Origin of the sequence: Streptomyces sp. NPDC001914, assembly GCF_042891215.1 — a bacterium.
Lineage (GTDB): Bacteria > Actinomycetota > Actinomycetes > Streptomycetales > Streptomycetaceae > Streptomyces.
The window spans coordinates 727,414-745,733 of sequence record NZ_JBIASW010000002.1 but is presented as its reverse complement, the minus strand read 5'-3'; the positions used below and the strand labels follow the sequence as shown (position 1 = coordinate 745,733).

The 18,320-nt window shown below is 72.3% G+C and carries 17 protein-coding genes and 1 pseudogene; 9 read left to right on the top strand and 9 right to left on the bottom strand.

What is annotated here, in order from left to right:
- Positions 1-415: pseudogene (locus tag ACFYYF_RS08350) on the top strand (DEAD/DEAH box helicase); the annotation flags it as partial.
- 159 nt (positions 416-574) lie between these two features.
- Complete coding sequence (locus ACFYYF_RS08345; RefSeq protein ID WP_388772645.1) at positions 575-1,468, top strand: alpha/beta fold hydrolase; 894 nt, start codon at positions 575-577, stop codon at positions 1,466-1,468.
- Between the two features lie 106 nt (positions 1,469-1,574).
- On the opposite strand, the gene ACFYYF_RS08340 is transcribed toward ACFYYF_RS08345, so the two are convergent.
- Positions 1,575-2,471 (bottom strand): NYN domain-containing protein, encoded by an 897-nt coding sequence (locus ACFYYF_RS08340; RefSeq protein WP_355769917.1) that lies wholly within the window; start codon positions 2,469-2,471, stop codon positions 1,575-1,577.
- Positions 2,472-2,699: 228 nt separating this feature from the next.
- Between ACFYYF_RS08340 and ACFYYF_RS08335 the strand changes: the two genes are divergently transcribed.
- Complete coding sequence (locus tag ACFYYF_RS08335; protein WP_020136747.1) at positions 2,700-2,852, top strand: hypothetical protein; 153 nt, start codon at positions 2,700-2,702, stop codon at positions 2,850-2,852.
- Positions 2,853-3,005: 153 nt separating this feature from the next.
- Here ACFYYF_RS08335 and ACFYYF_RS08330 read toward each other — a convergent pair whose 3' ends face one another.
- From ACFYYF_RS08330 to ACFYYF_RS08320, 3 genes are all read right to left on the bottom strand, one after another.
- Complete coding sequence (locus ACFYYF_RS08330; RefSeq protein WP_361688793.1) at positions 3,006-3,611, bottom strand: MarC family protein; 606 nt, start codon at positions 3,609-3,611, stop codon at positions 3,006-3,008.
- Between the two features lie 693 nt (positions 3,612-4,304).
- The gene (locus tag ACFYYF_RS08325) at positions 4,305-5,165 is read right to left on the bottom strand and encodes a PHP domain-containing protein (RefSeq protein WP_388772641.1); all 861 of its coding nucleotides are present in this window, start codon (positions 5,163-5,165) and stop codon (positions 4,305-4,307) included.
- 313 nt (positions 5,166-5,478) lie between these two features.
- Positions 5,479-6,120 carry a DUF6758 family protein gene (locus ACFYYF_RS08320; RefSeq protein WP_361688787.1) on the bottom strand — a complete coding sequence of 214 codons (642 nt, stop codon included), beginning with the start codon at positions 6,118-6,120 and terminating at the stop codon, positions 5,479-5,481.
- A gap of 163 nt (positions 6,121-6,283) precedes the next feature.
- Here ACFYYF_RS08320 and ACFYYF_RS08315 point away from each other — a divergent pair, with 163 nt between their 5' ends.
- A complete protein-coding gene (locus tag ACFYYF_RS08315; protein WP_388772638.1) occupies positions 6,284-7,537 on the top strand; it encodes an MFS transporter in 1,254 nt (417 codons plus the stop codon).
- A 73-nt stretch (positions 7,538-7,610) separates the two neighbouring features.
- On the opposite strand, the gene ACFYYF_RS08310 is transcribed toward ACFYYF_RS08315, so the two are convergent.
- Positions 7,611-8,195: a suppressor of fused domain protein gene (locus ACFYYF_RS08310; RefSeq protein ID WP_388772636.1), complete on the bottom strand. Its 585-nt coding sequence runs from the start codon at positions 8,193-8,195 to the stop codon at positions 7,611-7,613.
- A gap of 615 nt (positions 8,196-8,810) precedes the next feature.
- On the opposite strand from ACFYYF_RS08310, the gene ACFYYF_RS08305 reads away from it, so the two are divergent.
- Both ACFYYF_RS08305 and ACFYYF_RS08300 read left to right on the top strand, forming a co-directional pair.
- Positions 8,811-9,923, top strand: a complete 1,113-nt coding sequence (locus ACFYYF_RS08305) for a magnesium and cobalt transport protein CorA (protein ID WP_388772634.1) — start codon at positions 8,811-8,813, stop codon at positions 9,921-9,923.
- A gap of 24 nt (positions 9,924-9,947) precedes the next feature.
- Positions 9,948-10,490 (top strand): hypothetical protein, encoded by a 543-nt coding sequence (locus ACFYYF_RS08300; RefSeq protein WP_388772632.1) that lies wholly within the window; start codon positions 9,948-9,950, stop codon positions 10,488-10,490.
- 110 nt (positions 10,491-10,600) lie between these two features.
- Here the strand turns inward: ACFYYF_RS08300 and ACFYYF_RS08295 are convergent, their stop codons facing one another.
- Positions 10,601-11,353: a hypothetical protein gene (locus tag ACFYYF_RS08295; RefSeq protein WP_388772630.1), complete on the bottom strand. Its 753-nt coding sequence runs from the start codon at positions 11,351-11,353 to the stop codon at positions 10,601-10,603.
- Between the two features lie 187 nt (positions 11,354-11,540).
- Between ACFYYF_RS08295 and ACFYYF_RS08290 the strand changes: the two genes are divergently transcribed.
- The 3 genes from ACFYYF_RS08290 to ACFYYF_RS08280 are packed head-to-tail and all read left to right on the top strand — an operon-like array spanning position 11,541 to position 14,750.
- Positions 11,541-12,992, top strand: coding sequence for a magnesium transporter MgtE N-terminal domain-containing protein (locus tag ACFYYF_RS08290; RefSeq protein WP_388772628.1), 1,452 nt, complete (start codon positions 11,541-11,543; stop codon positions 12,990-12,992).
- Complete coding sequence (locus ACFYYF_RS08285; protein WP_388772626.1) at positions 12,976-13,572, top strand: DUF1003 domain-containing protein; 597 nt, start codon at positions 12,976-12,978, stop codon at positions 13,570-13,572. Before ACFYYF_RS08290 ends, ACFYYF_RS08285 begins: the two co-directional genes overlap by 17 nt.
- Positions 13,573-13,616: 44 nt before the next feature.
- Positions 13,617-14,750: an Mrp/NBP35 family ATP-binding protein gene (locus ACFYYF_RS08280; protein ID WP_361688763.1), complete on the top strand. Its 1,134-nt coding sequence runs from the start codon at positions 13,617-13,619 to the stop codon at positions 14,748-14,750.
- A 186-nt stretch (positions 14,751-14,936) separates the two neighbouring features.
- Here the strand turns inward: ACFYYF_RS08280 and ACFYYF_RS08275 are convergent, their stop codons facing one another.
- The 3 genes from ACFYYF_RS08275 to ACFYYF_RS08265 form a co-directional block, all read right to left on the bottom strand.
- Positions 14,937-15,596, bottom strand: a complete 660-nt coding sequence (locus ACFYYF_RS08275; protein ID WP_361688760.1) for a hypothetical protein — start codon at positions 15,594-15,596, stop codon at positions 14,937-14,939.
- A 369-nt stretch (positions 15,597-15,965) separates the two neighbouring features.
- Positions 15,966-16,388, bottom strand: a complete 423-nt coding sequence (locus tag ACFYYF_RS08270) for a sec-independent translocase (RefSeq protein ID WP_361688757.1) — start codon at positions 16,386-16,388, stop codon at positions 15,966-15,968.
- A 221-nt stretch (positions 16,389-16,609) separates the two neighbouring features.
- Positions 16,610-18,007, bottom strand: coding sequence for a S1C family serine protease (locus tag ACFYYF_RS08265; protein ID WP_388772989.1), 1,398 nt, complete (start codon positions 18,005-18,007; stop codon positions 16,610-16,612).
- Positions 18,008-18,320 lie beyond the last annotated feature (313 nt).

Genomic DNA, 18,320 nt, shown 5'->3' with positions numbered 1-18,320 from the left:
CACCACCGAGGCCGCCGACGCGACCGAGGCCAAGCCCGTACGCCGACGCACCCGCAAGGCCGTCGCCGACGCCGAGATCCCGGCCCAGGCCGCCGAGACCACGGAGGCCAAGCCGGCCACACGCCGACGCACCCGCAAGGCCGCGGAGGCCGCCGTCGACACCGTCGAGGCCCCCGCGACCGAGGTCACCGAGACGGTCACCAAGCCGCGCCGCACCCGCGCCAAGGCCGCGACCACGGCCACGGACACCACCGAGGCCGCCGACGCGACCGAGGCCAAGCCCGTACGCCGACGCACCCGCAAGGCCGTCGCCGACGCCGAGATCCCGGCCCAGGCCGCCGAAGCCACGGAGGCCAAGCCGGCCACGCGCCGACGCACCCGCAAGGCGGTCGCCACGGAGCCCACGGAGAGCTGATCTCCGGCACGAAGGCCCGGTCCCACCATCCGGTGGGGCCGGGCCTTCGGCGTTCCCGGCTCCGTCCCCGCCCGCCGGTCCGCGGCGGACTTCACCGGGGATCGGCCGGGGCGACCACCCGTCGAGCGGCCGTCACGGACGCCCGATAGCCTCCTCGGCATGAGCAGGCCCTACACGTTCGTTCCGCCCGCCGGTGTCCGCGCGTACCGGTTGTCCACCGCGCGCGGTGAGTTCGCCGTGCTCGACGCCGCGCCCGAGGGACGACCCAAGGGGACCGCGCTGCTGCTGCCGGGGTTCACCGGGAGCAAGGAGGACTTCATCGCGCTGCACGTGCCGTTGGCGGCGGCGGGCTACCGGACGGTGGCCGTGGACGGACGTGGACAGTTCGAGACCGAGGGGCCGCGGGACGACGAAACGGCTTACGCGCAGCGCGAGTTGGCGCAGGACGTGCTCGCACAGGCCGCCGCCGTCGGCACGCCGTTGCACCTCGTGGGGCATTCGCTCGGCGGCCAGATCGCGCGTGCCGCGGTGCTGATCGACCCGTCGCCGTTCGTGTCCCTGACGCTCATGGCCTCGGGCCCCGCGCAGATCTCCCCGGCGCAGCAGGAGCGCGTCAAGCTGCTGCGGGACGCGCTGGCCGTGATGAGCATGGCCGAGGTGTGGGAGGCGATCCAGGCGATGGAGCCGCCCGAGGAGACCGACACGGGCGGGCTGGACGCGGGGCTCGACGACCTCGCCGACCTGCGCCGCCGCTGGCTCGGCAACAGTCCCGCCCAGCTCGTCGCCACGGGCCGCCAGCTCTGCGACGAGCCCGACCGCGTCGCCGAACTGGCCGCCGTCCCGCTCCCGAAGCATGTGCTGTCGGGCGAGCACGACGACACCTGGCCGGTCTCCCTGCTGGACGCGATGGCCGTACGGCTGGACGCTCACCGCACGGTCGTGGAGGGGGCGGAGCACTCCCCGAACGCCGACCAGCCCCTGGAGACCGCGCACGCCCTGGCGGCGTTCTGGGACGGCACACGGCACGCGGGCGCTCCCGGCGACGTGGACTGAGCGCCCCTCCCGGCAGCATGGACTGAGCTCCGGTCCCGGCGGCGTGGACTGAGCGCCCCTCCCGGCGGCATCGGCGGGCACCGCGCCCGGCGCTCCGCGGCGTCGGCTAGTACTGCCCCTGGAGGTGTTCCCAGAAGCCGTCCCGCAGGGCGCGGCGCAGGTCCGACTGGCCGCGCAGGGAGTACTGGAGCAGCCCCTCGGCCTCGACCAGGAGGTCCTGGTCGACCGAGCCCGGCAGATACGGGTGCCCGGGCAGCAGCTCGGCCAGGGACTCACGGCCGCGCGCGGCCAGCCACTTCGCTGCGATCTGGGCGCCCACGAAGCGCACGTCCTCCCGCGTCGGCCTGACCGCCGCCGTCGGGTCGTACGACTGGGCGGTCCGCCTGGCCACATACGGCTTGAAGAAGTCGAGGTCGAGCGTGCGCTGGCTGTCGACCTCCCAGAGCAGCGGCTCGGCCTGGTTGCCGCCCTCGGGCGCCTCGATGCCCCAGAGGTGGACCCGGGCGCCGTACCCCTGCGCGGCCTCGACCGCGGAGACCAGGTCCTCGTCGCCGCCGAGCAGGGCCGCGTCGCTGATGGCGCGATGCCGGGCCAGCGACTCCAGGTCGGAGCGGATGAGCGAATCGACGCCCTTCTGCTGGTTGTTGGCGTTCAGGTTGCCCAACCGGACCTTCACGTCCGGGAGTTCGGCGATGGACTGCTGCTCGGCGGTGTGGATGCGGCGTCGTGCGCCGTCGTACCAGTAGACGCGCAGCAGCCGGCTGTCGGCGAAGATCGTGCGGGCCCGGTCGATGAGCGCCTCGATCAGACCCTCCGTGTCCAGGTCGAACGAACGGCGGTCCTCGGTGCCGGCGACGAGGCGCCCCGCGGCCGCGTACAGATATCCGGCGTCGACGAAGATCGCGTGGGTGGAGGGGGTCTTCGCGACCTCGGCGAGCATGCGCTGCAGCAGCTCGTTCGTACGGTCGATGCGGGCGGCGAGGGCCGCGTGGTCGTCGTTCATCACCGCCATTGTCCCGGCGGTCACGCTGCGAACACAACCGGCGCCGTTCAGTCTCCGCCAGGCGAGCTACCCACGGGTAATTAGGTTCTCGAAAAATTTCCTTAGCGTAGGGAATGTTTGTAACACGCACCCCGTTGACTCCCTGTGTGAGCGGGTGCAGAGATGCCTCGCTCGCCGCACACTCGAGTAGTTCTCCTCAGGAGGATGACCAGACGAAGGGAGAAGCCCATGCGCTTCGAAATCATGCGACTCGACGATGTCGACGGCACGCCCGTGGACAGCACTGTCGTGGACGCCGCCTCCGTCAACCGGATCGTTCAGCAGGCCGCCGCCATCGGGCAGCGACTGTGGATCCGCCCGGCCGACACCACCGCTTCGTAACGACGACAACCGTCCGCTCCGCCGTACGAGGACGCTCCGAAGGCGCCTCGTGGAAACGAAGGGCGCAGCGGACAGCAGACGCTTCACAGACTTCAGAGCCCCGCACGGTGAGGATGCCGTGCGGGGCTCTGCGTGTGCGTCGCGCGGGAGCCGTCAGCTCCCGTGGATCACCTGGGTGACGCCGTTGATGATCTGCTGCACCGCGATGGCGGAGAGCATCATGCCCGCGAGCCGGGTCACCAGGACCACGCCGCCGTCCTTGATGACGCGGATGATCAGCAGCGAGTAGCGCATCACGACCCACAGCACGACGTGGATCGCGATGATCGCGGTCCACACGGAGACCTGGGTGGCGACGGAGTCGGCCTTCTGCACCGCGAGGATCACGGAGACGATCGCGCCGGGCCCGGCGAGCAGCGGCATGCCGAGGGGTACGAGGGCGACGTTGACGTCCTTGGTCTGCTTCGGCTCGTCCGTCTTGCCGGTGAGCAGGTCGAGCGCGATGAGCAGGAGCAGCAGTCCGCCCGCGATCATCAGCGCGGGCACGGAGACGTGCAGGTAGTCCAGGATCTGGTGCCCGAGGAGCCCGAACACGGTGATGACGCCGCCGGCGACGCAGACCGCCTGGACGGCCATCCGGCGCTGCACCCGGGCGGGGCGGCCGGCGGTGAGCGCCAGGAAGATCGGGGTGATCCCGGGGGGATCCATGATGACGAAGAGGGTGAGGAAGAGGGAACCGAAGACGGCGACGTCGAACATGGTGAGGAAAGCCTTGCGAGGTGGTGGGGCGGAGGTGGGCGGGTCTTCCGACCACCGTTTCGGACGGTCGTCCCGCGGCGCGGGACGGGGCGGCACGACCGGCGGTGCCGGATGCCTGGGGACGGGCCGTGAACGGGGTTCCGGCCGGGCTGGGGGTGAGGGACGTGGGCGCCGGATGCGCGCACCGAGGGCGCGGGTCCGCCGTACAGGCCGGACGCACACACCGGACGGACGCAGGACCGACGTACGGACCGAGCGCACCCACCGGCGGGCACGAGTCCGACGTACGGACCGAGCGCACCCACCCGCGGACGCGGATCCGCCGTACGGGCCGGACGTGCACACCGGGCGGGCGCGGTCCTTCGTACGCCCCGCTCCAGGCCGTGCGGACACGGCCCGGAAGGCACGGCCCGGAACGCACGACCCGGCCCGGCGACGACCGGGACGCGGCGGACCGCGGCACCGAGGCGCACGCGGCATCCCGCCGGACCGGACACGCGCGTCGGTGCGCGCGCCGCCCGGCGGGTGACGGGAGGGGGTGTGCGAGGGGCCCTACGACGCCGGCCCGGTTCGTACGGGCCTCACGTACCGGTCCCGACGGCACCGGACCGCCGGCACGGCCTCGGCCGCGGACGCGCGGCCTCGGTCACGGGCGGCCCGGCCGGACCCGCGTGACGCGGACGTCCGGACGGCTCAGGCGGTTCCGCCCGCGCCCGGTACCGGGAACGCCCCGGTGGCGCGGCGGGTGATCTCCCCGTAGACCTCGGGGTCGGTCGTGAACTCCCCGAGCACACAGGTCTTGCGGCTGCCGTGGTAGTCGGACGAGCCCGTGGCCAGCAGCCCCAGCTCGGAGGCCAGGCCGCGCAGCCGCGCCCGGGTGGCCGGTTCGTGGTCCATGTGGTCGACCTCGATGCCGTCGAGGCCCGCGACGGCCAGCTCCGCGATCACCGATTCCGGCACGGTCCGGCCCCGCTTGGCCGCGGCGGGGTGGGCGAAGACGGTGACGCCTCCGGCCCCCTTGACCAGCCGGATCGCCTCGAAGGGGTCGGTCTCGTGCTTGGGGACGTAGGCGCGGCCCCCGTCGGCCAGCCACTGCTCGGTGAAAGCGTCCGAGACGCTGTCGACGACGCCCAGCTCGACCAGCGCGGAGGCGACGTGCGGGCGGCCGACCGACCCGTCGCCCGCGATGCGCGCCACCTGCTTCCAGGTGATCGGCACGCCGAGCCCCTGGAGCCGGGCGATCATGCCCTGGGCCCGGGGCACCCGGTCGTCCCGCACCAGTTCGCGCTCGGCGAGCAGTGCGGCGTCCTCGGGGTCGAAGAGGTAGGCCAGCATGTGCATGCTGATGCCGTCGACGCGGCAGGAGAGTTCGGCGCCCGTGACGAGCGTGAGCCCCTCGGGCAGCGCCGCGACCGCTTCGGCGTAGCCGCGCGTGGTGTCGTGGTCGGTCAGCGCCACGACGTCCAGACCGGCGGCGGCGGCGTTGCGCACCAGCTCGGCCGGGCTGTCCGTACCGTCGGAGGCGGTGGAGTGGGCGTGCAGGTCGATGCGCACTACGCGGACTCCAGGCGGTGACGGAACGGACGGGACGCTCAAGGATAGCGGGAATCCGGCCCCCGCTGTCACACCCGTACCGCAGGAGCACCCCCTACACACCTCGGCGCCCCGGCCCGCCGGAAGCCCTCCCGCACCCCACCTGCGGACACCTCTGAAGCAGCCCCACACCCCTCGGCGTCCCGGCCTGCCGGCACCCCGCCTGCGGACCCCTCCGAGGTACCCCCGCGCCCCTCGGCGTCCGGGTACGGCACGTCACCCTCGCACCCCCCGTCGCCGGGCACCCCTCACCCAGGCGCCCCGCGACCCCGCGCTACGGCTCCAGAATGCGCGGCGACAGCGCACCGCACGGCAGCAGGTCGACCTCCGCGCCCGCGTCGCGCAGATCCGTCAGGACCAGTTCGTCGTACATCAGCAGTCCGGTCTGTTCGGGCCAGACGACGGCCCACAGCCACAGCCCCAGCGCCTCGCCCGCGAACACGGCGCGGTCGTCGGGAGAGCCGGAGACATGCCACAGCGGGGTGGGCCGGCCGGCCGCGAGGACCTTCGCCTGCGGCGGCTTCTCGACGTTCATGTACGGGCCGGGGTCGGGTCCGTCCATCCCCGCGTACCGCGCGCCGAGGCCGACGCCCAGCTCCTCGGCGACGAGGATCAGCTCACCCATGCCGCCCAGCGGCCCGGGTCCCGAGCAGGCGATGGCGGTGGCCCTGCCCCCACTGCGGTCGTCCCCCGCGAACGCCGCCCCGGTGAACAGCCAGCCGACCGGCAGCGGCCACGGCATCCACACCGGTACCCGGGCGCGGTGCACGACCACGCCGAGGGCCTCGACGCTGGGCGGGATCACGGGCTGCAGCGGATGCACCGTGCCGTGCACATCGCACTGCCAGGAATCGGCAAAGAGGCCGGGAGCCCTGACCCGGCCACCACACTTCGGGCAACTGGGTTCGCCCCTCATAGGGCCCAACGGTCCTCCCCGTCCTTGCCCGCGTCAAGGACGATCACCCGTCCGGCGCGGGCCGGCCACGCCAAAAACTACGTGCATCTTGCATTTATTAGCTCACCTAACTTATTGTGTGTATAAGCCAACGATCCAGTCGGCACACAGTGAGGGAGCGGGCATGATCAACAGCACCGAAGGCCCCGCGGAGGGCGACACGTTCGACGCCGGCGCGGGTGGCCTCCTGCGCCAGCCGAGGGCCGTCTGGGCGACCGCCGGCGCGTCCGTCGTCGCCTTCATGGGCATCGGACTCGTCGACCCGATCCTGCCCTCCATCGCCCAGGGACTGGACGCCACCGCCGGTCAGGTGTCCCTGCTCTTCACCTCGTACTTCCTGATCACCGCGTTCGCGATGCTGCTGACCGGCTTCGTCTCCAGCCGGATCGGCGGCCGGCGGACCCTACTGCTCGGCCTCGCCCTCGTCGTGGTCTTCGCCGGCCTCGCCGGCACCTCGGGGTCCGTCGGCGAGCTCGTCGGCTTCCGGGCCGGCTGGGGACTCGGCAACGCGCTCTTCGTCTCCACCGCCCTCGCCGTCATCGTCGGCGCCGCGGCCGGCGGCAGCGCGGCGGCGATCCTGCTGTACGAGTCCGCGCTCGGCCTCGGCATGGCCTGCGGACCGCTGCTGGGCGCCCTGCTCGGCAACGCGAGCTGGCGCTACCCGTTCTTCGGCACCGCGTTCCTGATGGCGGTCGGCTTCCTGTGCATCACGGCGTTCCTGAAGGAGCAGCCGAAGCCCGCGCGCACGACCTCACTGCTCGACCCGCTGCGCGCCCTCGGCCACCGCGGCCTCGCCTCCGTGGCGGCCTCCGCGTTCTTCTACAACTACACCTTCTTCACCGTGCTGGCCTTCACCCCGTTCGTGCTGAACATGACGCCGTACCGGTCCGGCGCGGTGTTCTTCTGCTGGGGCCTGCTGCTCGCGGTCTTCTCGGTGATCGTGGCGCCGCGGATGCAGGCGCGGTTCGGCTCGCTGAAGGTGCTGGGCGGCTCTCTGGTGCTGCTCGCCGCCGACGTGCTCGTCCTCGGGTACGGCGACCACACCACCGCGATCGTCTGCACGGTCCTGTCCGGCGCCTTCATCGGCGTGAACAACACCGTCTACACGGAACTGGCCCTCGGGGTCTCCGACGCCCCGCGTCCGGTGGCGAGCGCCGGCTACAACTTCGTGCGCTGGTTCGCGGCCGCCGCGGCGCCCTACTTCGCCCCGAAGATCGAGGAGTGGAGCGACGCCCGCGTCCCGTTCGTCGTCTCCGCGGTGACCGCGCTGCTGGGCGCGGCGGTGGTCCTCGTACGGCGTGCGGCGCTCACCGAGAAGGCCGAGGAGCTGGAGCCGGTGCACGCCACCGAGGACGGTGTCGCGGTCTTCGCCGACTGAGCCGCCGAGGGGGAGCAACCAGGCTCCCGGGGGCGGGACTTGACGCCCCGCCACATCAGAGCCGCCGGCCCGGTCAGTCCAGGGCGACGGACTTGCGCAGCGGATCGCGCAGGTCCGTCTTGCCGTTCAGCCAGCGTTCCTGGAGCGCGCCCGCGCCGTGGACGCGCTTCCAGGCGGCCTCGTTGGGCGTCATGGGGAGCAGCGGCAGGAAACGTACGGGATCGGCGGGGGCGTCCAGCTCCAGGTCCTCCACCAGACCGCCGGACTCGGCGACCAGGACGGAGGTGAACGGCGCGCCGGGCCACAGGGGTTCACCCACGTCGAGCGAGGCGCCGGGCGCCACGACCAGGCCCTCGACCTGGGGGGAGGCGGCGAGCACGGCCAGCGGGCGGAGCACCTTGTCGGTGTCGGCCCCGGCCGGACGGACCGAGAGGACCAGCTCGGCGCGCGGGCCCTTCACCGGGTCGGCGAGCACGGCGGTGGGGTCCGCCATCGGCTGGGCGGACATGCCGAGCGTGGCGTAGCGCACGATGTCGCCCTCGGTGAAGCGCAGCACCTCGATGCGGTCGGTGCCGAGGAAGGTGACCGCGGCCCGCGCGTCGGGTTCGCCCAGCGCGGAGCGCAAACGGGCCTCGACCAGAGGAAGAACATCAGCCATGAACCGAGCATAGGCCGCGTCAATTCCGCCTGCTCGCACCGGACCCCGGTCAACATCGCGCAAAGCGGGGCCTTGACGTATCGGTGCGCTGATACTCTTGGCCGCTGGTCGGAGCAGTGCATGACTGAGGGCCCCCAGGCCCTCATGGCACTGCGGGAGTTGCTCCCGTGCTCCGGCGCACTGAAACTGATCTGACTCCCCTTCGGAGGGAGCCGGACTCCCCCACGGGGGATGGACCGTCCCTCACGGGGGACCGACCGGAGGAGGTGGGGCTGCAATGGACCGAAGTCGATCGTGCAGTACCACCCGCTCTTCCTGTCGCTGAGTACGTAGCTGGTCCGCTGGGTTCTTCGGCCCCGCCGGCTGCCGCCTCCCGCAATCGTGTGCGCACGTGTCAGCGTTGCCCTGCGCACCACGGAAGAGCGCTTCGTTTCCGCCTGATCTGTCCGATCTGAACCCCTGATCTGTCCGATCTGAATCAGTAGCGAAGCTGCCACCGCGACGGTGCGGTGCTCCCCGCTTTGTGGACGTGCCAAACATCCGCAGTCAGGACGTCCCCATTCCGGGTAGTTCCAACCGTCGCCGGCCGCCTCCGCCAGCGAGAAGGAGCCTGCCATGTCGATGATCCGTGACCTGCGCGCCGCGGTCCGCCCCCGTCCCACGCTGCGCAAGGACAGTGGCTCGTACGACACCACCCGCGACCCGGCCACCCCGTCGGCCGTGGTCGACTGCGCCGTCTACCGCGACGGCGCCCGCGTCGATACGCGCACACCCCTCACGCCGCAGGAGGCCATGCGCCAGGTGCGGCGGGACGGCGGCTTCGTGTGGATCGGTCTGCACGAGCCCACCGAGGACGAATTCGCCGGTATCGCCCGCGAGTTCGGGCTGCACCCGCTGGCCGTGGAGGACGCGGTCCAGGCCCACCAGCGGCCCAAGCTGGAGCGTTACGACGACTCCCTGTTCACCGTCTTCAAGACCATCCACTACGTCGAGCACGACCGGCTGACGGCGACCAGCGAGATCGTCGAGACCGGCGAGGTCATGTGCTTCACCGGCGGGGACTTCTTCATCACCGTCCGGCACGGCGGGCAGGGCTCGCTGCGCGCGCTGCGGCACCGCCTCCAGGACGACCCCGAGCTGCTGGCCAAGGGACCCTCGGCCGTGCTGCACGCGATCGCCGACCATGTGGTCGACGGCTACATCGCGGTCGCGGACGCCGTGCAGGACGACATCGAGGAGGTCGAGACCGAGGTCTTCTCGCCGGGCCGCAAGGGCACCCCGCGCGGCACGGACGCCGGGCAGATCTACCAGCTCAAGCGCGAGGTGCTGGAGTTCAAGCGGGCGGTGTCGCCGCTGCTGCGCCCCATGCAGCTCCTGAGCGAGCGCCCGATGCGGCTGATCGACCCCGACATCCAGAAGTACTTCCGTGATGTCGCCGACCACCTCGCGCGGGTGCAGGAGCAGGTCCTCGGCTTCGACGAACTGCTCAACTCGATCCTCCAGGCGAACCTCGCCCAGGCCTCCGTGGCGCAGAACGAGGACATGCGCAAGATCACCTCGTGGGCCGCGATCGTCGCCGTACCGACCATGGTCTGCGGTGTGTACGGCATGAACTTCGAGTACATGCCCGAGCTGCACGCCCGGTACGGCTATCCGGTGGTCATGGGCATCACGGTCGGCCTCTGTCTGTCCATCCACCGCATCCTGAAGCGCAACGGCTGGCTCTAGCGCGGGCTGGATAGTCTGAGCCCCATGACGCAAGAGCTGCTCGACCAGGCCCTCGTCGAGGAGGCCACGAAGAAGTCCGGGCTGATCTGGGTACGGGGCGCGGGCGCCCCCTCGCAGGCCGGTCCGGGCGACGAGGGGCCCACCCGCGCCCTGTGGCACGTGTGGCACGACGGCGCGGCCTGCCTGGTCGGCGACGGACCCGGCGAGCAGCCGCTGCCGGGGCTGGCCGACCGGGGACAGGCGGTCGTCACCGTACGCAGCAAGGACAAGGGCGGGCGGCTCGTCACCTGGTCCGCCACGGTCGTGGAACTCGCCGCGGGCACCCCGGAGTGGGAGGCGGCCGTCGGAGAGCTCAAGGGCAAGCGGCTCAACGCCCCGGACGGCGAGGCCATGCCGGAGCGCTGGGCGCGCGAATGCCGGGTGCTGCGCCTCGAACCGACGGGCGCGACCGCCGACCTGCCCGAAGGGTCGCTCGCCGAGCCCCCGCTGCCCACACCGGTGACGACCCGCCGGCCGGTTCCGGCGGCGCTGCCCCGCCTTCTGCTCAAGCGACGCAAGCGCGGCTAGCGGTCACGGCCCGCCGCCCGGGTCACCGGACCCGGGCCGGGCGGGAATGCCCGGCCCGCGGACCGTGGAGGGGGTGACCCCGCCGGGCACGCGGGCCGGGGCGGGCCGGGTCACGACGAGGGGAGCTGCTGCCCGTAGTCGACCGTGTCCTTCTTAGGCGGTTCCGCGAGCGGGAAGTCCTTGCCCCAGTCGGTCAGCCGCAGGGTGCCGGCGTTGCCCGCGCGCCCCAGCAGGACCGGGTACGGCGTGCCCTCCAGGGAGACGTCCAGGGTGCCGCCCGCGCCCTTGTCGCCGGAGATGCGGATCGTACGGACACCGTCCTGCTCGTGGTGGCCGTCCTTGGCGAGGGCGCCGTGCAGGCCGAGCAGCCCGTCGAGCAGCACGTCCTTGTCGGTGAAGCCGCTGAAGCGCTTGTACACGGGATCGCCGGTCGGCACCTTCACGTACATGCCCTCCAGCTTGTCCGCCGCCGCGGTGTCCGCCGGCTTGCCGTCGCCGTCCTCGTGGGCCCAGAACTCGGCGTCCGCCTTGAGGAAGAGGTGCTTGCCGACCCGCAGCAGCCGGAAGCCGGCGCCCTTGGAGGTGACCGAACCGCTGCCGCCGTCGGACTTGAGGCGCATGTCGAGGGTGTACGTGGTGCCGCCCGAGACGACCGTCCCGGAGAGCCGCACGGTCGACGCCTTCCCGGCCGCCGACTTCGCCTTCGCCTGGATGACGGCGGCGGACAGCTTGCCGACCCCGTTCGTGCCCGCGTCCGGGTCCTCGCTGCCGCACCCCGTCAGCCCCGTCGCCGTCACGGCCAGTGCGCACATCGCGGCCACCGTCAGGGCTCTGCTGGAACGGCCCTGGGGAATTGCGGTCACAGGTGGGGCTGCCTCTCGTGCGCGGTCCTCAAACGGCGTACGGCAGCGTACCGGTGCGGCGCGCGCCCGGCGGAGGCAGTCCGTCCGGACCGCCCACCAGGGCGTACCCGACCGGGACGGGCTAGCCTGAAGCCCACCCGAGCGGACAGACCGGCACAGAACGCATCGAAGCGAAGGAGGCCCGGGCATGGCCGCAGCCGCCCCCCGGATCTTCGTCTCGCACCTGTCCGGCGTCGCCGTCTTCGACCCGAACGGCGACCAGGTGGGCCGTGTGCGGGACCTCGTCGCCATGCTGCGCGTCGGACGGCGGCCGCCGCGGATGCTCGGCCTGGTCGTCGAACTGTCCACGCGCCGCCGCATCTTCCTGCCCATGACCCGGGTGACCGGCATCGAGTCCGGCCAGGTGATCACGACCGGCGTCCTGAACGTGCGCCGCTTCGAGCAGCGGCCCACCGAACGGCTCGTCTTCGGCGAACTGCTCGACCGGCTCGTGACCCTCGTCGAGACGGGTGAGGAGGTGACCGTCCTGGACGTGTCGATCCAGCAGCTGCCGGCCCGCAGGGAGTGGGAGATCGGCCGCGTCTTCGTGCGCAAGGGGCGCGCGGGCGCCTTCCGGCGCGCCAAGGGCGAGACGATGACGGTCGACTGGTCCTCCGTCACCGGCTTCTCGCTGGAGGAGCACGGCCAGGGCGCGGAGAGCCTGCTCGCCACCTTCGAGCAGCTCCGGCCCGCCGACCTCGCGAACGTGCTGCACCACCTGTCGCCCAAGCGGCGCGGCGAGGTGGCCGCCGCGCTCGACGACGACCGCCTCGCCGACGTCCTGGAGGAGCTGCCCGAGGACGACCAGATCGAGATCCTCGGCAAACTCAAGGAGGAGCGCGCGGCGGACGTCCTGGAGGCGATGGACCCCGACGACGCGGCGGACCTGCTGGCCGAGCTGCCCACCGAGGACGTGGAGCGGCTGCTGACGCTGATGCGGCCCGGCGAGGCGGCCGACGTCCGGCGGCTGATGGCGTATGCGGAACGGACGGCGGGCGGGCTCATGACCACCGAGCCGATCGTGCTGCGGCCCGACGCGACCGTCGCCGACGCTCTCGCCCGGGTGCGCAACCCCGACCTCTCCCCCGCGCTCGCCGCCCAGGTGTACGTGTGCCGCCCGCCGGACGAGACGCCGACGGGCAAGTACCTGGGAGCCGTGCACTTCCAGCGGCTGCTGCGCGATCCGCCGCCCACCCTGGTCGGCTCGCTCGTCGACGACGACCTCCAGCCGCTGGCCCCGGAGGACGAGCTGCCGGTGGTCGCGGGGTTCTTCGCCACGTACGACATGGTCGCGGCCCCCGTCGTCGACGAGAGCGGCTCGCTGCTCGGGGCGGTGACCGTGGACGACGTACTGGACCACATGCTGCCCGAGGACTGGCGGGAGACCGAGTTCCACCTCGACGAGGGTGTGCACGAGAGCATGCACGCGGAGCGCGACGACGAGCGCGAGGGACTCGGGCCCGACAGGACCGACGGAGACGACGGGGACGACGGGAACCCCCGCGAGGACGTCCCCGACGAGGGCCGCGGCCCCGCGGACGGCCGCCGGGACCCGGAGGGCCCGCGGGACGGAGAGGGACGCCATGGCGCCCGACCGTGAGACCCGTGAGCGGGCCGCCACGGGGGCGACGGCGGCCACCCGCCCGCGCACCCGCCTCGACCAGCCGAAGCCGCCGCGGCTGCGGCTGCTGCCCGAGTGGGACCCCGAGGCCTTCGGGCGGCTCTCGGAGCGCATCGCCCGCTTCCTGGGCACCGGACGGTTCATCGTCTGGATGACGGTCGTCATCATCGTGTGGGTCGTCTGGAACATCTTCGCGCCGGGCGACCTGCGCTTCGACAACTACCCGTTCATCTTCCTGACCCTGATGCTGTCGCTCCAGGCCTCCTACGCCGCTCCGCTGATCCTGCTCGCGCAGAACCGGCAGGACGACCGCGACCGGGTCAACCTCGAACAGGACCGCAAGCAGAACGAGCGGTCCATCGCCGACACCGAGTACCTCACCCGCGAGATCGCCGCGCTGCGGATGGGCCTCGGCGAGGTCGCCACCCGCGACTGGATCCGCAACGAGCTCCAGGACCTGGTCAAGGAGCTGGAGGAGCGTCATCCCGACGGCCACGGGGACGAGCGGGTCGTATTCCCGGCGGATCGGTCGCAGGGACGTGACGTAGACGACCGGTGACAGGGCTTTCCGGGGCACATGGGTCGCGCCGTACCATCGTCCTTATGGCTACGGAAGACGCGGTGCGCGAAGCACTGGCGACGGTGAACGACCCCGAGATCAACCGACCCATCACCGAACTGGGGATGGTCAAATCGGTGGAGATCGGTGCGGATGGCGTGGTCGCGGTCGCCGTGTACCTGACGGTCTCCGGCTGCCCCATGCGCGACACGATCACCCAGCGGGTGACGGAGGCGGTCTCGCGGGTCGAGGGTGTCACGCGGGTCGACGTCGAACTCGACGTGATGAGCGACGAACAGCGCCGCGAGCTGGCGACGGCTCTGAAGGGCGGCACCGCCGAACGCGAGGTGCCCTTCGCCAAGCCCGGCTCGCTCACCCGCGTCTACGCGGTCGCGTCCGGCAAGGGCGGCGTCGGCAAGTCCTCGGTCACCGTGAACCTGGCGGCCGCGATGGCCGCCGACGGTCTCAAGGTCGGTGTCGTGGACGCCGACATCTACGGCCACTCGGTGCCGCGCATGCTCGGCGCGGAGGGCCGGCCCACCCAGGTCGAGAACATGATCATGCCGCCGTCCGCGAACGGCGTGAAGGTCATCTCCATCGGCATGTTCACCCCGGGCAACGCCCCGGTGGTCTGGCGCGGCCCGATGCTCCACCGCGCCCTCCAGCAGTTCCTGGCGGACGTGTACTGGGGCGACCTGGACGTCCTGCTCCTGGACCTCCCGCCGGGCACCGGCGACATCGCGATCTCCGTCGCCCAGCTCGTCCCGAACGCCGAGATCCTGGTCGTCACCACCCCGCAGATGGCGGCGGCCGAGGTGGCGGAGCGGGCCGGGTCCATCGCCGTGCAGACCCACCAGAAGATCGTGGGCGTCGTCGAGAACATGTCCGGGCTGCCCTGTCCGCACTGCGACGAGATGGTCGACGTGTTCGGCACCGGTGGCGGCCAGACGGTCGCCGACGGCCTGACCCGCACCACCGGGGCGACCGTCCCGGTCCTCGGCTCCATCCCGATCGACGTCCGTCTGCGCGAGGGCGGCGACGAGGGCAAGCCGGTCGTCCTGACCGACCCCGACTCCCCCGCCGGCTCGGCCCTGCGCGCCATCGCGGGCAAGCTGGGCGGCCGTCAGCGCGGTCTGTCGGGCATGTCGCTGGGCATCACCCCGCGCAACAAGTTCTAGACCCGGACGCGTTCCGGGACCAGGAGCCTCCCCCGGGAGGCTCCTGCGCCGTCCGTACGAAGGAGGGGCGCCGTCCATGCGGACGGCGCCCCTCCTTCGTAGCGGCTGCCAGGGCCCCTCGCGGCGCCCGTGGGAGCCGCGCGGGCGTTCTCCGCGATCCCGGGCCCCGTGGCGGCCGTCAGGGCCTCAACGGTCGTACGCCGCGATGTCCTTGATCATCGCGAAGCCGAGCCCGTACGCGCTCATCCCCCGCCCGTACGCGCCCACGTGGACGCCTTCCTGGGTGGAACCCGCGAGGACCCAGCCGAACTCGGACTCGCGGTAGTGGAAGGGCGTGGGAACGCCGTCCACGGGCAGCGACAGGGTCGACCAGTCCGAGCCGTCCAGGTCGTCGGCCAGCACCCACGCCGTCTCGGTCTGCTGGTCCAGCCAGTCGTCGCGCAGGGAGTGGTCCATCTGGCCGGGCCAGGTGAAGGACAGCAGCCCCACTCCGGCCAGCCACGCCGCCGAGGACACCGAGGTGGCCTCCAGCAGTCCCGTGCCGTCCGCGCTGCGCCGTACGGGGCTGGCGGCGACGGTGACCACCACCGCGAACCGTTCCTTGTCCTCGCCCGGCTCGGGGCGCACCGAGGGCTCGTCCCCGTGTCCGACGGAACCGTGCTCGACCGCGCCGTCCGCGGAGGTGCCCACCTGCATCAGCCAGCGCGGCCCCGTGAAGGCCTCGTCGAGGCCGTACCAGGGAAAGGGCGCCAGCAGGTAGCCGTCGACCGTACGCCGGGCGGAGGGGACCTGCTGGCCGCCCTCCGCGGCCGGCGCCTGCGCGCCTACCCGACTTGTCGTCTCCATCTGCCGGACGCCTCCTCGCTCTCGTCGGACCGGGCGGCCCACCCCCCTCGGGCGACCTTGTCGGTCCGCACAACAACTGGGCAGCATAGCCACCCCACTCGGAGAGGCGTTGAAAGCGCCCGGCGCGTAAGGCGCGCGAACGGCGTATTCGGACCGCGCCGGGCCCGTCCACGGCCTGCGGAGAACGGCGGTCCGGGGCCGTGACCGGCCGTCCACGGCCGGGGATCGCGGCGCGGGAAGGGTCACGGCCGCCCGGCGGCGGGCGCCCCCGTACGAGGAGCCGCTCCGCGGTACTCCGTACGGATCAGACGGCGCCGTACCGGGATCGGACGGCGCCGTACCGGGGCTCCGGCGGTGCCGTCGAGGGAATCAGGTGGCGTCGGCGTCGTACGGCGGGCGCTCGTCGCCGTCGAGCTTCTCGCGCTTCTTCGTCATGTCGACGGAGCCGCCGGCCGCGGTGGAGTCGGACTCACGGCTGTGCACCGCGTCCGTGACCTCGGCCATCTCCTTCTTCAGGTCGAAGCCGTTGCGGATCTCCTTGAGCCCCAGCTCGTCGTTGTCGAGCTGCTTGCGTATGAACGTCTTGGGGTTGAGATCCTCGAACTCGAAGTCCTTGAACTCCGGGCCGAGTTCGTCACGGATGTCCGCCTTGGCGCTCTCCGAGAACTCCCGGATCTTGCGGATCGTGCGCGAGACGTCCTGAATCAGCTTCGGGAGCTTGTCGGGACCGAAGACGAGCACGGCCAGGACGACCAGCGTCACCAGCTCGAGCGGTCCTACGTCATTGAACACCTGATAGCTCCTCGCGATGCCCTCGGTCCTCGGCCCTCGGGAGACTTTCCGCGGTCCGGACCGCGTCCAACCGTACCCGTCGATCCCGTCCGTCCGGAACTGTCCAGGGCCTCCCGGCTTCGGGTGGAGCGCGGGTTTTCCCTGATGTTTGCCGTCCGGAGCTGCGACGACGTGTTCGGGTGTGAGGTTCGTGTCACTCGCTGCCCGTACGTCCGCGCCCCTCAGCCGCCGTCCGCGGAACCGAGGACCAGCGTGATCGTCCGGTCCGAGCCGCCCCGTCTGACGGTCAGCCTGAGGCGGTCGCCGGGCCGGTGGGCCCGGGTCTTCACGATGAGTTCCTCACCGGAGTGCACCCGCGTGCCGTCGACCTCGGTGATGACGTCGCCCGCCCTGATGCCCGCCTTGTCCCCGGGCCCGCCGGCCGTGACGGGCGCACCGCCCCCGGCCGCCCTGGTGCCGACCCGTGCTCCGTCGCCCGCGTAGTTCATGTCGAGCGTGACACCGATCACAGGGTGGGTGGCCCTGCCGGTGTTGATGAGCTCTTCGGCGACGCGCTTGGCCTGGTTGACGGGGATGGCGAAGCCGAGCCCTATGGAACCGGCCTGACCGGTCTCCAGCTCGGAGCCGCTGTCGGCGGAACGGATGGCGCTGTTGATGCCGATGACGCGGGCCCGGGAGTCCAGCAGCGGCCCGCCCGAGTTGCCGGGGTTGATCGGCGCGTCCGTCTGAAGGGCGTCCACGTACGAGACGTCGCTGCCGTCGCCCTTCTCTCCGCCCGCCGTGATGGGCCGGTCCTTGGCGCTGATGATCCCGGACGTGACCGTGTTGGCGAGGTCGAAGGGCGCGCCGATGGCGACGACGGGGTCGCCGACCTGGACGCTGTCGGAGTTGCCCAGCGCGATCGGGGCCAGTCCGCGGACCCCGGAGACCTTGACCACGGCGAGGTCGTAGCCGCTGTCGTGTCCGACGACCCGGGCCTTCGCGGTCTCGCCGCCGCTGAACGTCACGGTGATCGTGCCGCTGCCGCCGGCGGGATCGATCACGTGGTTGTTGGTGAGGATGTGCCCCTCGCCGTCGAGCACGAAGCCGGTGCCGGTGCCGTCCTCCTCGCTCCCGTGCACGTGCAGGGTGACGACGCTGGGCAGCGCGTGCGCGGCGATCCCGGCGACGCTGTCCGGGGCGCGCCCCGGGGCCTCCTTGGCGGCCTGCGGCAGCTCGACGTCCGTCAGTCCCCCGTTCCGCTCCAGATAGGCCCCCACGACGCCGCCGACGGTCCCGGACACCAGCGCGAGCACGACGGCGGCGACCACCAGGGACTTCCGCGCCCTCCTGCGCCGCTCGGCCACGGTGGGAACGGCGGCGCCGGTCTGCTGGAAGGGTTTGACCGGCTGAAGCCGGCCGTCCTGCTGCGGGGATCCGGGCTCGGCGGCCCAAGGGTCGTAGTTCCGCCAGGGATCGGGGGCGACGGACTCGACCGGCTCGGCCGGCTCGACGGGCGCGTCGGACCCGACCGGCGCGGGAGAGGCCGCGGGTCCGGCGGGGTGCTGGACCGGCGGGGCGGGCGCCCAGGGGCCGGGACGGCCGTAGGGCGGCGTGCCGTAGGGGTCGGGTGCGTGCAGGGGCTCGGCGCGCCGCGAAACGGGCCGCTGAAGCTCGAAGTCCCCGCCGCCGTCGCGGTCACCGTCACGGTCGCGGGAACCGCCGATGCCGCCACCACTGTCACGGACACCGTCGACGTCACCACGACCACCGGTGTCGCCACCACGACCTCCGGTACCCGTTCCGACAGCGGCGGGGTCGGGGTCGGTGGTGCCGGCGGCGGGGTCAGCGGCAGCGACGGTCCTGCCCTCGTCGGCGGTGCCGGGGGCCGTGGCGCGGTCGGTGGCGCCGTCCTGCCCGCCGCCGTCCTCGGCCTGGGCGGCGGCGGGGTCG

What these genes read in the sequence shown, in the direction of transcription:
- ACFYYF_RS08305 (WP_388772634.1), top strand. Translation starts at nt 8,811, where the DNA reads ATGTCGATGATCCGTGACCTGCGCGCCGCGGTCCGCCCCCGTCCCACG.
- ACFYYF_RS08340 (WP_355769917.1), bottom strand. Translation starts at nt 2,471, where the DNA reads ATGAACGACGACCACGCGGCCCTCGCCGCCCGCATCGACCGTACGAAC.
- ACFYYF_RS08300 (WP_388772632.1), top strand. Translation starts at nt 9,948, where the DNA reads ATGACGCAAGAGCTGCTCGACCAGGCCCTCGTCGAGGAGGCCACGAAG.
- ACFYYF_RS08320 (WP_361688787.1), bottom strand. Translation starts at nt 6,120, where the DNA reads ATGAGGGGCGAACCCAGTTGCCCGAAGTGTGGTGGCCGGGTCAGGGCT.
- ACFYYF_RS08310 (WP_388772636.1), bottom strand. Translation starts at nt 8,195, where the DNA reads ATGGCTGATGTTCTTCCTCTGGTCGAGGCCCGTTTGCGCTCCGCGCTG.
- ACFYYF_RS08330 (WP_361688793.1), bottom strand. Translation starts at nt 3,611, where the DNA reads ATGTTCGACGTCGCCGTCTTCGGTTCCCTCTTCCTCACCCTCTTCGTC.
- ACFYYF_RS08345 (WP_388772645.1), top strand. Translation starts at nt 575, where the DNA reads ATGAGCAGGCCCTACACGTTCGTTCCGCCCGCCGGTGTCCGCGCGTAC.
- ACFYYF_RS08290 (WP_388772628.1), top strand. Translation starts at nt 11,541, where the DNA reads ATGGCCGCAGCCGCCCCCCGGATCTTCGTCTCGCACCTGTCCGGCGTC.
- ACFYYF_RS08335 (WP_020136747.1), top strand. Translation starts at nt 2,700, where the DNA reads ATGCGCTTCGAAATCATGCGACTCGACGATGTCGACGGCACGCCCGTG.
- ACFYYF_RS08285 (WP_388772626.1), top strand. Translation starts at nt 12,976, where the DNA reads ATGGCGCCCGACCGTGAGACCCGTGAGCGGGCCGCCACGGGGGCGACG.
- ACFYYF_RS08275 (WP_361688760.1), bottom strand. Translation starts at nt 15,596, where the DNA reads ATGGAGACGACAAGTCGGGTAGGCGCGCAGGCGCCGGCCGCGGAGGGC.
- ACFYYF_RS08280 (WP_361688763.1), top strand. Translation starts at nt 13,617, where the DNA reads ATGGCTACGGAAGACGCGGTGCGCGAAGCACTGGCGACGGTGAACGAC.
- ACFYYF_RS08315 (WP_388772638.1), top strand. Translation starts at nt 6,284, where the DNA reads ATGATCAACAGCACCGAAGGCCCCGCGGAGGGCGACACGTTCGACGCC.